Source organism: Gemmatimonadota bacterium, assembly GCA_040388625.1.
Taxonomy (GTDB): Bacteria; Gemmatimonadota; Gemmatimonadetes; order Gemmatimonadales; family Gemmatimonadaceae; genus Fen-1247.
The window spans coordinates 454,674-469,042 of the sequence record JAZKBK010000004.1; the positions used below are offsets into that span (position 1 = coordinate 454,674).

The window sequence follows — 14,369 nt, forward strand, 5'->3', positions numbered from 1 at the left end:
GATCCTGTTATTGCAGAATTTTAGCGACGACGCCGGCACCGACGGTGCGGCCGCCCTCGCGGATGGCGAACCTGAGCCCCTCGTCCATCGCGATCGGCGTTATCAGCTCGATCGTCATCTGGACGTTGTCGCCCGGCATCACCATCTCCATACCCTCGGGCAGCTCCACACTCCCCGTCACGTCAGTCGTGCGGAAGTAGAACTGCGGACGGTAACCCTTGAAGAACGGCGTATGTCTGCCACCCTCTTCCTTGGTCAACACGTACACCTCGGCCTGAAACTTCGTGTGCGGCGTGATCGAGCCCGGCTTGGACAACACCATCCCGCGCTCGATGTCTTCCTTGCCCACGCCTCGGAGCAGCAGACCCACGTTGTCGCCGGCCTGACCGTCGTCCAGAAGCTTCCGGAACATCTCAACTCCGGTCACTACCGTCTTCTTGTCCGAGTTGAAGCCCACCAACGCCACTTCCTCGCCCACCTTAACCTTGCCGCGCTCGATACGACCCGTCGCAACCGTGCCACGACCCGTGATCGAGAACACGTCCTCGACAGGCATCAGGAACGGCTTGTCGACGTCACGCTTGGGCTCCGGGATATAGGAATCCAGAACGTCCATCAGCTCGCCGATCTTCTTGCCGTACTCGCTATTCGGATCACCCGACTCCAGTGCCTTCAAGGCCGAGCCCTTGATGATCGGCGTCTCGTCGCCCGGGAAGTTGTACTGCGAGAGGAGCTCACGAACCTCGAGCTCGACCAGCTCCAGCAACTCCGGGTCGTCCACCATGTCCACCTTGTTCATGAAGACGACCACGTAGGGCACGTTCACCTGACGGGCGAGCAGGATGTGCTCTCTCGTCTGGGGCATCGGGCCGTCGGCCGCAGAGACCACCAGGATGGCGCCATCCATCTGGGCCGCTCCGGTGATCATGTTCTTCACGTAGTCGGCGTGGCCCGGGCAGTCCACGTGCGCATAGTGCCGCTTGTCCGACTCGTACTCCACGTGAGCCGTCGCGATCGTAATGCCGCGCTCGCGCTCTTCCGGTGCCTTGTCGATCTGGTCGAAGGCGACCTTGGATGCCAGACCCTTGGCTGCCTGAATCGTCGTGATCGCCGCCGTCAGCGTCGTCTTGCCGTGATCCACGTGACCGATCGTGCCAACGTTTACGTGCGGCTTCGTCCGCTCAAATTTCGCCTTCGCCATGGTGTCCTTGATTCCCTTTATTCGGTTCGTTTAAACGTTTCGTCAATCGTGCAGGCACGGGGCCTGCCCCTACAAAATCCACGCTAAAAACACACACTTCAAAACAACCACGGGACCCGTACGGGCAGGCCCCCGTGCCTGCCCTGCTATTTCTTCGCCTTGCTCATGATCTCTTCCGCTGCGGCCTTCGGGACTTCCTCGTAATGACTGAACTCCATCGAATAAACCGCGCGACCCTGCGACATCGAGCGAAGCTTGGTTGAATATCCAAACATCTCTGCTAGTGGCACCTGCGCATCGATCACCTGCGCCTCACCGCGCTGATTCATTCCGCCGATGCGACCGCGACGGGACGAAAGATCACCGAGCACATCGCCCATGTAATCGTTCGGCGAAACAACTTCGACCTTCATGATCGGCTCGAGAATGATCGCACCCGCCTTGCGTGCGCCGTCCTTCACCGCCATCGAGCCTGCGATCTTGAACGCCATTTCGCTCGAATCGACGTCGTGATACGAACCGTATACCAGCTCGACCTTCACGTCCACCATCGGATATCCGGCGATGACACCGCCCTCGAGCGCTTCCTTGATACCAGCTTCGATCGGGTTGATGAACTCGCGCGGAATCACGCCGCCGACGATCTTGTCCTCGAACACGAATCCCTGGCCCTGCTCGGCGGGCATCACGTTGATTACAACGTGTCCGTACTGCCCCTTGCCGCCAGACTGACGAATGAACTTTCCTTCAACCTTGTCGACGCGCTTCTTGATCGTCTCGCGATACGCAACCTGCGGCCGGCCGATGTTCGCATCGACCTTGAACTCACGCTGCATGCGATCGACGATGATCTCGAGGTGCAGCTCTCCCATTCCGGAAATGATCGTCTGATTCGTTTCCGGATCGGAATGCACGCGGAACGTCGGATCTTCTTCGGCAAGCTTCTGCAACGCGATCGCGAGCTTGTCCTGATCGGCCTTGGTCTTCGGCTCGATTGCAACGTCGATGACGGGAGCCGGAAACTTCATCGCTTCCAGAACGATCGGCTGCTCTTCCATCGTCAGCGTGTCGCCGGTCCGCGTGTCGCGAAGTCCGATGGCAGCGGCGATGTCGCCGCAATGCACTTCCTCGATCTCCTCGCGCTTGTTCGAGTGCATCTGCAACAGACGGCCGATGCGCTCACGCTTGCCCTTGGTCGCGTTGTACACGTACGAGCCACTCTGCAGCACGCCCGAGTACACACGGAAGAACGTCAGCTTACCGACGAATGGATCGGTCGCGATCTTGAACGCGAGACCTGCGAACGGTGCGTCGTCGGAAACTTCGCGCGTCTCGACCAGCTCGTTGTGGTCGGGGATATGACCTTCGACGGGCGGAACGTCGAGCGGGGACGGCATGTAATCGATGACTGCATCGAGCAACGCCTGAACGCCCTTGTTCTTGAACGAGGCGCCGCACAACACTGGAACGATGTGACCGCCAATGGTCGCAACGCGGATCGCGTGACGAATCTCCTCGTCGCTCAGCTCCGCGCCACCGAGATATTTCTCGAGCAACGGCTCGTCATGCGAGACTGCAGCCTCGATCACAGCGTGACGTGCTTCTTCGACCGCAGCCCTGAACTTCTCGGGTACGTCGACAACCTCGAACTTCTTGCCGAGTGATTCGTCGTCGAAGATGTACTGCTTGCGCTCGATGACGTCGATGTGGCCCGTGAACGTATCACCCGAACCGACAGGCAGCTGGATCGGATACGACTCTTTCGAGAGACGATCGCGGATCATTCGCATGCAACGCTCGAAATCAGCGCCCGTACGGTCCATCTTGTTGGCGAAGATCAGCCGCGGAACACCATAGCGATCGCCCTGGCGCCACACGGTCTCCGTCTGTGGCTCGACACCAGCGACCGAATCCAGGAGCGTGACTGCACCGTCGAGCACGCGCAACGAGCGCTCGACTTCGACCGTGAAATCGACGTGCCCAGGGGTATCGATGATGTTGATGCGGTATTCGGGACCGGTTCCCTGCTCATCGCTCTGCCCGTGACGGCGCCAGAAAGCGGTAGTCGCGGCAGACGTGATCGTGATGCCACGCTCCTGCTCCTGCTCCATCCAGTCCATGGTGGCAGTGCCTTCATGGACTTCACCGATTTTGTGCGACTTACCGGTGTAATAAAGGATGCGCTCGGTCGTGGTCGTCTTACCAGCATCGATGTGAGCCATGATGCCGATGTTGCGATAATGTTCGAGCGGGGTGTGGCGAGCCATGTCTATATCAGCGAGTCAAATCGTCAGAGAGCAACAAAAACGCGGGTGGACCGGGCGTCCCATCTGGGACCGGTATCCATCCGCCGCCGCCGGGTGCAGCCGCCATTGATGCGCAGCTGGGGACTCGAGGCGCGCCGGCGTTGGCCGGCGATTGGTTTTCGGTGTAGCCCTTAATTATACCGCAACTATCCCCCAAGTCAACGCCTCGGCATCACCCAAAACACCGAGCGCAGAGACGCCTGTCCCGAGCGCCCCACAAGGCCCGCCACGCTCTCAGAAATCCCCCGCTTGTGACGACACTTCGGGGGGATGAAAAACCCATCGCTCCTTGGTGGCCGCGCCGGCTTCGCCGCGCTGGCCCTGTCGCTCGCTCTGTCGCTTGCCGCCACCCTTACCGCCTGCGGCGCCGATTCCGGCATCACCGCCCCCGACACAACCGGCCAGTTCTCGGCCGTAGTCTCTACCGGAAGTCAGATCTCGCTGACGGGCCAGGCCGGACTCCTCTCCCTGCCGGCAGCCCGCTCGGATACCACTGCCCCACCCCCGAGCGCGATTCTGATTCTTCAGGACAAGAAGACCACCGCCCAGATGGGCTTCCAATGGGTCGGGACAGCCCTGCCGGCTGCTGGTACGTATTCCGTAGGGGCCGGCGATCTCGATGTCGCCGTGGCCTTCGTGGACAGCACCGGAGCCGTGTTCGACGGCGTCGGCGGCAGCGTTACACTGGGTACGGTTTCGAGCGGCCACGTGAGCGGCAGCTTTTCCGTGACGGCGCAGCCATCGGATAGCACGGCTCAAACCGCAACTATCTCGGGCAACTTCAACGCCCTGGTCGTCGTCCAGTAGCGATGGCTGACGTGCGGCTCGCCCGGCTCGGCTGATTCAGGTCGGCCGAGCTGCTTTCCGGCCCGGCTTGCTGATCAGCTCCGCCAGCTGCAGATCGGCCAGCTCGGCCCAGTTTTCGGGGAAATTCCATAGCCGGCGAAACCCGCGCTCATGTGCGGCAATGAGCGAGTTCGCTGGCTTGCCGCTAGCGTCCCAGACTCGCATCTCGGTAACGCGCCAGGCGGTCCCGGTCTCATCTACAATCTCGCGCTCAGGTGACTGCTTGCCCTGCTGATTGTTCGCGCTCATCGTGGTATTGAATATTTCTGAAGGCTGTCTCGCGATCCGGTCACTACCATTGTAACAGAGACGATCGAACCACCCCGTGTAACACAATTTCGTAGCGCAAATTCACGGCACGTGAAACTTCGTCCCGCTGCTCCCGGTCGTGTACTCGCCTCGTGCCGCTAGCGTTCCCTTCTGATCGAGCGTACTCAGTTTATGGATACAGTAGTTCTTGTCACCGATCATCCGCTGCAGCTGACCAGAAAACGACTGCCGGACGATCCCGAGCTGGCGCCGGGCGTGGCGATCGTGGGAACCTATCTCGACGACGCGTTGCTGACGCGCGCGGTCGCGGATCCCGACTGGGATAGCGACTCGGACATGGGCCTGCTCAGCGAGCCACGGCGGTTGCACTATCAGGCGACGGAAATCGACGGAGGTACGATCCGCGCAGAGCTGAGCGCCGTCATTCCAGCTGCAGATATCCCGCGCGAACCGTGGCAGGCCGACCCCGACGACGACGCGCCGCCACTCATCTTTCCGCTTGGAATCGTTGTCCGGATCGCAGCAGATCGGACGGGAGCCGAGCTCGATGTGGAGTGCTTCATCCACTTCCAGGCGATTCTGTCGGGCGCCGGCGAGCCGGTCGCGGACCGAATCCTGAAAAACCTGTAGGCCGCCGTCACGGCCGTGAATCCGTGAAAAAAAACCGCCCGGCGTGGATCACCGGGCGGTTTTTTGTTGCCATTCAGGCCAATAGCGAGCGCTTACGGTCGCTGATGGGCTGTGCGACCACCCGACGACGCGGGCTGCGACGGCGGTGGGCTCTCCGTACGTCCAGTCGCCGAAGGTGGCGGCGACGAAACCGTCGGGCGCGGCTGGGCAGTCGAAGATCCGTTTCGCGGCGCGGTCTGCGTGTACCCCTTCCCCTTTACGGCGTATCCACGCTGCTGAGGAGGTCCGGCCGTTCCACCCTTCAGAATGATGACCGGCGGATAGTACCAGCCACCGTAGCCAGTCGCGTAACCGCTGTAAGGTGAGTAGTAGGCACCATAGGGTGAATACCCAAACGGCGAGTAACCGTATGGGGAGTAACCGTACGGCGAATAACCGTAGCCGTAATAGTCGTATGGGCTGAAGCCGAACGGCGCATAACTGAACGGCGCATAAGTAGGCGCCATTATTACGGCGACGTTGGGAGCCTTGGCGCGCTCCAGCTCGGCGCCGGCGACGTTCTCACCAGTGACGGTTCCTTCCACATTTTCGGGGCGGCTGAGCGCAAACGCCTTGGGATAGGACAGCGCCACCATTGCGTCCGTGACGTTGCCAGGGAGGCCCGCATCCGACAACGCGACGAGCTGCTTTGCGTCGACGTTGAATCCCTGACCGCGGTCGATCAACCATGCCGCAACCGCGGACGAATCAGCGTTGTGCGACGCGTCGACGATGGCGGCGATGGAAAGTGTCTCACCAGCGGCTGCGCGCGCTGTGCTCACGGCAAGTGTCTGATTCGCAAGTGCATCCGATATCTCGGACGGCAAAGTGGTCGGCGCTCCGGCATCGCTGTAGCGCAACGTGCGCACTGCGGTACTTCCGCTCGCGTTCACGCTCTGGACATTGACCCACTGACCCTGCGGCGAAATCGCGAACAGTCCCGACGACGTGCGCTTCAACCCGCCCGGGCAGGTGAAGTCCGAGCTGACGTAGAGGCGGTGACCATCCGCCGACCACTTGGCGCGCTCGGTCCCGTCGCAGCCATCCTTGCTGCGTGCGACGTTGTGACCCGTCGCAACTATCGTGTCGCGCGAAACGATCTTGCCGTCCTTTACGGTTACGACGTTGACGCTCGACGACATGTTTCCACCGCTCGCCGGAACGACGCATACGAGCGGAGCATCGCTGCTTCGCGGCGTCGTGGAGTAAGAGATGGGATCGGCCGATGGAGGAGCTGCGGGACGCCAGCAACCGATCCACGGCTGCCACCGCGCATCGAGCTGCGCGGTCTGCGACACTTGCTGCGTCTGTTGCGCCCAGCCCGTGGACGGAGCACCAACGACGAGCGCTACGGCAGCGACGACGGTTGCCAACCGAGTGTGCCTGAGAACGTACTTGTGACTGCGCATGCCGGCTCCTGTCAGTACCTGAAGGTTAAGCCGATCGTCGTCGACAGACCGGAAAGGTCGATATTGTCGAAGCCCGAAAAGCTGTCGCTCAACTTGCCGTGCGCCCAGATGTACTTCGCTTCACCCGTGAGCGCGAGGTGTGGCGTGAGCGTGAAATCAAGACCGGCCAGTCCCTGCGCTGCCGGCGCCCAGTTGGATGAATTCAGATCGCTGGTGAAGACGTTGCTGGTGTTGGCGTCGACGAAGTCGCCGTGCTGGCGGAATCTGTACCACATCGCACCACCACCAACTCCGACGTAGGGTGCAAAGCGCGACGGCACCCACGCGAACCGTCCGACGGATCGACCACGATCCGCGAGATAGGCCTTGAGGCTCACCATCACAGGAACCCGGCGGAAGTCGGTAGTCTGCGTAATCTCCTGATTGTTCTGGTCGACCAGATGGCGATAGCTCGACGGAGTGGATGTGCCGGAATACGACGTGCCGAGCACGATGTCGAAACGCGGGGCGACACGTATTGCGAGGTCGGCACCGACGGTCATCCCACTGAAATCGCTCTTGTTGACCGATAACTGGTTTGTGGTGAACGAGAAAATATCGCTGCCCGCATTGGCGTGCGCGTAGCCGCCGCTAAGCGTCAGGCTACCGGCGGGTTGTTCGAACAGAAAGCCGTTTCCCGAGCTCTGAGCCGTTGCGGTCGACGTGATTCCTGCGACCAGTGCCGCGGCACCCAGGACGCGGAAAACGGGGATTCTGCGGGCGATACCGAGCCAGTTGCTTCCCCGGGCCGCCACGTGTGAATCGTGTCGTGGCTTTTCGTTCACCGCAGTCTCCGGTTGAGAGGTTTATGTGAATCAATGGTACACTCTGTGAGACCTGGCGGTCCATCGATTGTTAACGGCAATTACCGGCCCGCCGTGGTCTTGCGGTAGATGTCCGGACCAAAGCTCGCGAGGCCCTTTTCGCCGGCGTAGCCGAGGTGCTCCAGGCCGAACAGGTCCTCGACACTGCGAAGCATGGAATAATGGTTGTACGGCACATCTGATACCGTCCCCGGCTTGATGAACGGCGACATCAACACGGCGCCGATGCGACCACCGCCAGGGCCGTGAGCGCCGGGAAGATTGGTATTTGGCCCGGACGGCTCGTTGCAGCACGCGGACGCATCCGCGCTCGCCGCCTCGTCGAACGTCACGATGAGCAATCCGCCGTCGCGAAATGCCGGTGAGTGCGTAATGATCGGTACCCAGTGGCTCAGAAATTCATTGGCCGAGACCAATCCGCCCGGCTCACCGCTCTTGCACGGGCGATCGTGTCCGTCGTGACAGAGACTGGGTGAGATGAAGCTGTAGCTCGGCGTCCGCCGTGCCGAGCTCAAATCTGCGCCGAGCGCGGTAAGCGGAACGACGTTGCGCTGACAGGACACAGTGTCATCGATGATCGAATGGAAATACACGAACGGATTGTGCTTCGCCGCATACTGATCGGTCGGCGTGGCACGCTCCGTCGGGTCGCGTTGTCCGATTACGGCGTGTCCGCAGGCGCGCGCTTCACGCGTCGTGTCATTGCCCATGTCTTCCATGTACGCTTTCCACTTCAGGTGTCGTGCGGACAGCTGATTCGCGATCGTCTGAACGTGCGCGGGATAGACGCAGCCGAGTCCGATAGGTTGGCCGCCGGGTGCCATTCCGGTCTCGACGAATTCCACGTAGCGGCCGCAGTCGGCCTGTGTCGCCGGATTCGGCGCGAGCCCTGAAATCATCGTTATGTAGTTATCGAGACTCAGGTGGCCGGTTCCGTAGTACTGACGGAGGAATGCCCCTGCCTTCGTCATGCTGTCGGCCAGGTACGGGATCTGGGTGTCCGCGCCGAACGTGGTTTCGAAAGACTGGTTTTCGAGGACGATGATGAATACGTGCTTGATCGGCGGCGGGTGATACGTGCGTGGCGCCGGCATGAGGACCGACAACGCGCACGTACCACCGGTGACAGCATTGCGAATCAGACGACTGAGCATGGCGAATCGGGATCGGCGTTATGGATGGCCTGCCTCCATCCATAAACTACGAAAACGGTCCCGCCAGCGCTGCTCCGCTCCGTAACGGTACGGAAGCGGAACAGTCCCGATCTCACGGAAAGTGAAACACGCTCTTGATCGTCTTCTTAACCGCGTCGTTTGCCTTCTGCTTGGCCGCGTCAGCTGTGGAGCTCGCCGCATTGTTGCCGACGTCCTTTGCAGCCGCCCCGAACATGTCGGCAATCGCCGTGCTGCCGCCTTTCAGCTGCATTAGCAGCGCGCTCTCGTCGAGCTGGTGGTAGCCCGCGGGAATCTGGAATACAGCGTCCGGCTGGGGCCCTTCCTGAACATTCTGGAGGTCCATCTCGCTGTTCTTGTCCTGCGACCTGCTTACGACATGAAGCTTATTGTCTATCCATGCGTAGCCTGACTGGGTGGTGCCGTTCGCATCGGTGGTCGTGACCGCCCACTTGTGAGCCGGACGGCCGTTCACGACGTCGGAGCCCGCGCTCTGACAGGTGAAGTGTGGCGCCTTGTGCGTGCTGTCCTGAAAGCGAAGGACCGCTTGGTTCCAGGCGCTGCACGGATCGCTGGTGGCGGGCGCGAACAGGCGCACGAGCGTGGGCGCCCCCGAACCGTTCAACACCGCGTTCACTATCGGGGAGTTGCTGCCGCCGATGTACGAGCGGTTCTTGTCCATCACTATCACGGTCGATTTCTGGCCGGCGTCCCAGATCACACTTCCCTCCGGTTGGCCGTTCTGGAGCGTCTGGATCCGCATCTTTGTCTTGCCGACGTAGACTCGGGACGTGTTCGTGCCATTCGCCGGTGTGCTGACGACGTCGGCGGAGAACTCCTGGGCGCCCGCCGAGCTCGCCGCGAGCGAAGTCACGGCCAGCGTCAGGCTCATGACCACGCCCAGTCTTCGAAATCCGTTGCTCACTCTTGCCTCCATGGAACTTGTCCGCAGGCCGTCTGAATCCGCTCGGGAAGGTGACGCCAGCGCGGCGGTTATTGAATTGCGACATGAAAATGGTCGTCCGTGACGGGGCCGTCACGAGACCGTCACTTGCCGAGTTACGAGGGCGAATAGCATATTCAGGCTGCGGTAAGGCCTCGCCTAAGGCTGACAATGATTCGCCTTGATACGTTGGGCGCGCTCGCGTTGCGTGGATCTGAGGGCGGTGAGCTGCGATCGGTGCTTACCCAACCCAAGCGGCTGGCACTTCTGTGCTATCTCGCCGTCGAATCGCCGCGTGGCTTTCAGCGCCGCGACCGGCTGTTCGGACTGTTCTGGCCGGAACTCAGCCAGCCACAGGCTCGCCAGGCACTGCGACAGTCGCTTTATTTTCTGCGTCACTCGCTGGGCGAACCGGTGGTCGCCAACCGCGGAGCCGACGAGATCGGCGTCGACCCGTCGGTATTCCGCTGTGACGTTTCCGCCTTCCTGGATCTCTACCAGCGGGGCAGGCTCGAAGACGCCCTGGCGCTTTATCATGGCGACTTTCTCGCTGGATTCTTCGTGGACGAGCCATCGCCGGCTTTCGAGCACTGGCTCTATTCGACACGGGATGAGCTACGGAACATCGCAACCAACGCCGCGTGGACGCTGGCTGACGAGGCTGCGAGTCGCGGCGGTTCGAGCGAGGCTGCCCACTGGGGCCGATACGCGAGCCGACTCGATCCGGACGACGAGCGGTCGCTGCAACGTCTCATCCGGCTGCTGGATAGCCAGGGTGACCGGGCGGGTGCACTGCGGGCGTATGCAGACTTCGCAGCATCACTTGCGACCGAGTTCGCTGCTGAGCCATCGGCGGAGACCCGTGCGCTGATCGAAGCGGTGCGGAGCCGCACAGAACCATCGCATGCGGTCGCGTGGACGTCGGCGAAAAAGAACCAGGACACGCGTGACGATGCTGACAGGATGCAGCCACCCGAGCTGTCGCACAGAACCGCACTGGCCTCGGTGGCACCAACTACGGCAGCGCATGATTCATTCGCATCAACCGGCACGCGACGCACGTTCGCTCGTGACCGCGCATACCTCGTGCTCCCGTTTCTCATACTCGTCGCAGTCGCCGTCCTGGCTACGCGATACTTCCGGCGCGCGGATACGCCACCGATAGTGGCGGTGGGATGGATTCAGGATCCCAGCGGCGCCGATACCGGTGCGATCACGCGAACGTTTGCGGAATTGCTGGCGACCGATCTCGCGCGCGTCCCGCGCCTCGGAGTTGTGAGCCGCGCCAGGCTGTATGATGTGCTTGGTCAGCTCGGTGCGCATGACGAGACGCCATCGGCTATCGCCGACGCTGCACGACGCGCTGGTGCAACGCAGCTCATAGAGGCGGTGCTGTCGCGCGCCACGGACAGCACGATCCGCCTCGACGTTCGCCGCGTCGATCTTGCGACCGGCACAACTCACGGAATGCGGACCTTGCACGCAACTACCGTTGTGGATCTTGCGGATCGTGCGACTGCGCAGATTGCAATCGATTTCGGACTTCGCGCACCGACCAGGCCGCTGACCGGTGTGACAACGACGTCACTGACGGCACAGCGTCTCTATGAAGAGGGACTGCGCACGTTCTACAGTCGCGACGTGCCGGCTGCTGTCAGGTTGTTTCACGCGGCGCTGGACGAGGATTCAACATTTGCGATGGCGGCGTATTACGCCGGTGTCGGCGAGGAACAGACCGATGGACTCGCCGCGCGACGCGATCTTGCACTAGCGCTTCGTCTTGCCAGCCACGCTCCAGATCGTGAGCGACTGATTATTCGGCAGACCTGGGCATACGCCACCAACGATCCAGCACAGCTCGCAATCGCCGAGTCGCTGGTGGCGGGCTACCCTGGTGATCCGGACGGCGAACTGGCGCTCGGCCGCGCACTCGGATGGAGCGGCGACTTCCTCGGCGCCATTCCGCATCTCCAGCGCGTGATCCACATGGACTCTCTCAGTCTGGCTGGACGGAGTCCGTGGTGTCGTGCGTGCGACGCGCTGGAGCTCGCGATCGCATCCTACATTGGCGCGGACTCGATGGACGCGACCGAGCGAGTGACGCGAGACTGGACCCGCATGCAGCCGCACACGCAGGAACCGTGGTGGTACCTCGCGTCCATGCTCGCACGCGAGAATCGTTACGACAGCGCGCTCGCCGCCGAGCACACCGCGGAGCGCCTGTCATCCGATCCCGCTGGAGACGTCATAACGCGCGCGACGATCGCAATCGGCGCAGGTCGGTTCGCCGCTGCGGATCAGCTGTTGAGTGCACAGGCACAGGATGCCAACGCGGCACGGCGAAGTGACGCACTGTGGTGGCTCATCATCAGCCTTCGGCATCAGGGACGTCTGCACGAAGCACTTGCCATTGCAGAGCAGATGGTGAGAGCCAGCGCGGACGAGCCGCCGGGTTTCAGCACGCCTCGCTCTCTGGATGCCCTCGCGATCGCGCAGGTGAATTTCGAGATGGGACACTTCGAGCTTGCTGCAGCGCAGTTCGACTCGATCTCCAATTACGAGTGGCAGTTCTCGCGCGGGTTCACCAGGGAAGCACCCGGCCTCCTCGCGCGTCACCGAATCTGGATGACGACGCACGTTGCCACGGCGCTCGCTGCGGCACACGACACCACGCGACTAGCCTCGCTCGCCGATAGCGTAGCACTGTGGGCCAGACAGAGCGCGTTCTTCCGTGACCGTGTACTGCACCACTACGTCCGTGGACTTCTCCTCGAAGCGCGCGGAAACAACGTCGCTGCCGAGCGCGAGTTTCGTGACGCGATGGTTTCACCCATCGACGGATACAATCGCGTGAATCTGGAGCTGGGCAAGGTACTCATCGCGGAGGGACGGCCGCGCGATGCGATCGCGGTGTTACAGGCACCGCTGCACGGATCGCTCGAAGCATCGAATTACTATCTAACGCAGACCGATCTCGAAGCGATGCTGGGCCAAGCGTTCGATCGCGCAAGCGAGCCCGACAGCGCGGTCAGCCACTACCGGCGCGTGCTCGCCGCGTGGCGTAACGCGGATCCAGAGTTCCGTCCGCGAGTGGCGGCAATCGCACAGCGTGTGCGCGTGCTCACTGCGAGGCGCTAACGTGGATGACAAACAAGAATCCCGCCTCGTGCAGATGACGAGGCGGGATTCTTGTTTGCAGACGTCTGCGACTGCTACCAGCGATAGTGCGCGAACGCCTTGTTGGCTTCCGCCATTCTGTGGGTGTCTTCCTTCTTCTTCACGGCGTTGCCCTCGCCCTTGCTTGCCGCGATGACTTCGGCTGCGAGCTTGTCGGCCATGGACTTCTCGTTGCGGCCGCGTGAGTAGAGGATCAACCAGCGCATCGCGAGTGCCGTACGGCGCTCGGGGCGGACTTCGACTGGAACCTGGTACGTGGCGCCGCCGACGCGACGGCTCTTCACTTCGACCATCGGCTTGAGGTTGGCGATCGCCTGCTTGAAGACCGTGACCCCGGGCTGAGCGGTCTTCGCCTCGACGCTGTCCATCGCGTCGTTGAAGATGCGCTCGGCCGTGCTCTTCTTGCCCTGATACATCATGACGTTGATGAACTTCGCCACGGTCTGGCTGTCATAGCGCGAATCCGGAAGGATGGTGCGCTTGACTGACTTTTTGCGACGGCTCATTTACTTCTTCCCCTTGGTCGGTGCGGCCTTTCCGCCGGCCTTCGGCTTCTTGGTCCCGTACTTCGAGCGGCTGCGATTGCGGCCATTCACGCCGGAGGCGTCGAGAGTGCCGCGAACGATGTGGTAACGAACGCCAGGCAGGTCCTTCACACGACCACCGCGAATGAGCACGATCGAGTGCTCCTGCAGGTTGTGACCCTCGCCCGGGATGTATGCGGTGACTTCGAAGCCGTTGGTGAGACGAACGCGCGCAACCTTCCGGAGGGCGGAGTTAGGCTTCTTGGGGGTGGTTGTGTACACGCGAGTGCACACGCCACGCTTCTGGGGATTGGACTTGAGCGCTGGCGCCTTTTCTTTCTTGGCCACATCGCTGCGGCTCTGGCGTACCAGCTGATTGATTGTCGGCATTTACCATGGATCGACAAGGAAAGGCCCTCCACAACGGAGTGGCCACAGCCTGGATAATCTAGAGGGCGGAGCCCGCCGCAGCAACCCGGCATGCCCATCTCGATTCTCGATACCGCCCCGTCCGGTTAGATTGGATGCATCATGCGGCGTCTCGTAACCCTGCTTCTCTGCCTTTTCACCGCGACCGGAGCTCGCTCCAGCTTCGCGGCCGTTGGGCAGAACGCGCCGGCGCATGAACACACATCTGTATTTGCGATCGGCCTCTCTGCCGCTGATTCCAGTCACGAGGCTCCAGCCGCAGATCCGGCCTGGACCGCGCCAGCCCCGGTCGTTCTCGCACCGGTCACGCGCGACGTAGCGCCCCATGCTGTTCGACAGCACGGCACTGCGTTCGCCGCACTCGCGCTCACCGTTCCAGAGCAGGAGACCGGGCGCGGCCAGTCGGCCGCTGCCCACCACGCGCGTATCCAGCCTCTAAGGCGAGGGTATCGCGCGACCGGACCTCCACAGCACCTCGACATGTCGCCTTTCACGAATTCATTGGCGCGGCCTGCCTGACCGTCGGGATCGACGGAAGGGGGCCTGGCGCCCCAATCCGT

13 protein-coding genes are annotated in these 14,369 nt (G+C 62.0%); 4 read left to right on the forward strand and 9 right to left on the reverse strand.

The annotated features are described in order from the left end of the window. Positions 1 to 7: 7 nt before the first annotated feature. Positions 8 to 1,201: an elongation factor Tu gene (gene tuf, locus V4529_10690; GenBank protein ID MES2358791.1), complete on the reverse strand. Its 1,194-nt coding sequence runs from the start codon at positions 1,199 to 1,201 to the stop codon at positions 8 to 10. A 146-nt stretch (positions 1,202 to 1,347) separates the two neighbouring features. Beyond that, a complete protein-coding gene (gene fusA, locus V4529_10695; protein MES2358792.1) occupies positions 1,348 to 3,468 on the reverse strand; it encodes an elongation factor G in 2,121 nt (706 codons plus the stop codon). 309 nt (positions 3,469 to 3,777) lie between these two features. On the opposite strand from fusA, the gene V4529_10700 reads away from it, so the two are divergent. Further along, positions 3,778 to 4,314: a hypothetical protein gene (locus V4529_10700; GenBank protein MES2358793.1), complete on the forward strand. Its 537-nt coding sequence runs from the start codon at positions 3,778 to 3,780 to the stop codon at positions 4,312 to 4,314. 36 nt (positions 4,315 to 4,350) lie between these two features. Here V4529_10700 and V4529_10705 read toward each other — a convergent pair whose 3' ends face one another. Continuing rightward, positions 4,351 to 4,602 (reverse strand): hypothetical protein, encoded by a 252-nt coding sequence (locus tag V4529_10705; GenBank protein MES2358794.1) that lies wholly within the window; start codon positions 4,600 to 4,602, stop codon positions 4,351 to 4,353. A gap of 192 nt (positions 4,603 to 4,794) precedes the next feature. On the opposite strand from V4529_10705, the gene V4529_10710 reads away from it, so the two are divergent. Beyond that, entirely contained in the window at positions 4,795 to 5,253 is a 459-nt protein-coding gene (locus V4529_10710) for a hypothetical protein (GenBank protein MES2358795.1), read from the forward strand. A 92-nt stretch (positions 5,254 to 5,345) separates the two neighbouring features. Here the strand turns inward: V4529_10710 and V4529_10715 are convergent, their stop codons facing one another. The 4 genes from V4529_10715 to V4529_10730 all read right to left on the reverse strand — a co-directional run bounded on the left by V4529_10715 (position 5,346) and on the right by V4529_10730 (position 9,661). Continuing rightward, complete coding sequence (locus V4529_10715) at positions 5,346 to 6,701, reverse strand: hypothetical protein (protein ID MES2358796.1); 1,356 nt, start codon at positions 6,699 to 6,701, stop codon at positions 5,346 to 5,348. Between the two features lie 11 nt (positions 6,702 to 6,712). After that, entirely contained in the window at positions 6,713 to 7,525 is an 813-nt protein-coding gene (locus tag V4529_10720) for a hypothetical protein (GenBank protein MES2358797.1), read from the reverse strand. A gap of 80 nt (positions 7,526 to 7,605) precedes the next feature. Next, positions 7,606 to 8,718, reverse strand: a complete 1,113-nt coding sequence (locus V4529_10725; protein MES2358798.1) for an alkaline phosphatase family protein — start codon at positions 8,716 to 8,718, stop codon at positions 7,606 to 7,608. Between the two features lie 112 nt (positions 8,719 to 8,830). Next, positions 8,831 to 9,661, reverse strand: a complete 831-nt coding sequence (locus tag V4529_10730; protein ID MES2358799.1) for a hypothetical protein — start codon at positions 9,659 to 9,661, stop codon at positions 8,831 to 8,833. Between the two features lie 189 nt (positions 9,662 to 9,850). Between V4529_10730 and V4529_10735 the strand changes: the two genes are divergently transcribed. Next, the gene (locus tag V4529_10735) at positions 9,851 to 12,817 is read left to right on the forward strand and encodes a BTAD domain-containing putative transcriptional regulator (GenBank protein ID MES2358800.1); all 2,967 of its coding nucleotides are present in this window, start codon (positions 9,851 to 9,853) and stop codon (positions 12,815 to 12,817) included. Positions 12,818 to 12,891: 74 nt separating this feature from the next. On the opposite strand, the gene rpsG is transcribed toward V4529_10735, so the two are convergent. Further along, on the reverse strand, positions 12,892 to 13,362 hold the full coding sequence (gene rpsG / locus V4529_10740; protein MES2358801.1) for a 30S ribosomal protein S7: 471 nt from the start codon (positions 13,360 to 13,362) through the stop codon (positions 12,892 to 12,894). Next, positions 13,363 to 13,770, reverse strand: coding sequence for a 30S ribosomal protein S12 (gene rpsL / locus V4529_10745; GenBank protein MES2358802.1), 408 nt, complete (start codon positions 13,768 to 13,770; stop codon positions 13,363 to 13,365). A gap of 141 nt (positions 13,771 to 13,911) precedes the next feature. Here rpsL and V4529_10750 point away from each other — a divergent pair, with 141 nt between their 5' ends. After that, on the forward strand, positions 13,912 to 14,328 hold the full coding sequence (locus tag V4529_10750) for a hypothetical protein (GenBank protein MES2358803.1): 417 nt from the start codon (positions 13,912 to 13,914) through the stop codon (positions 14,326 to 14,328). Positions 14,329 to 14,369: the final 41 nt, after the last annotated feature.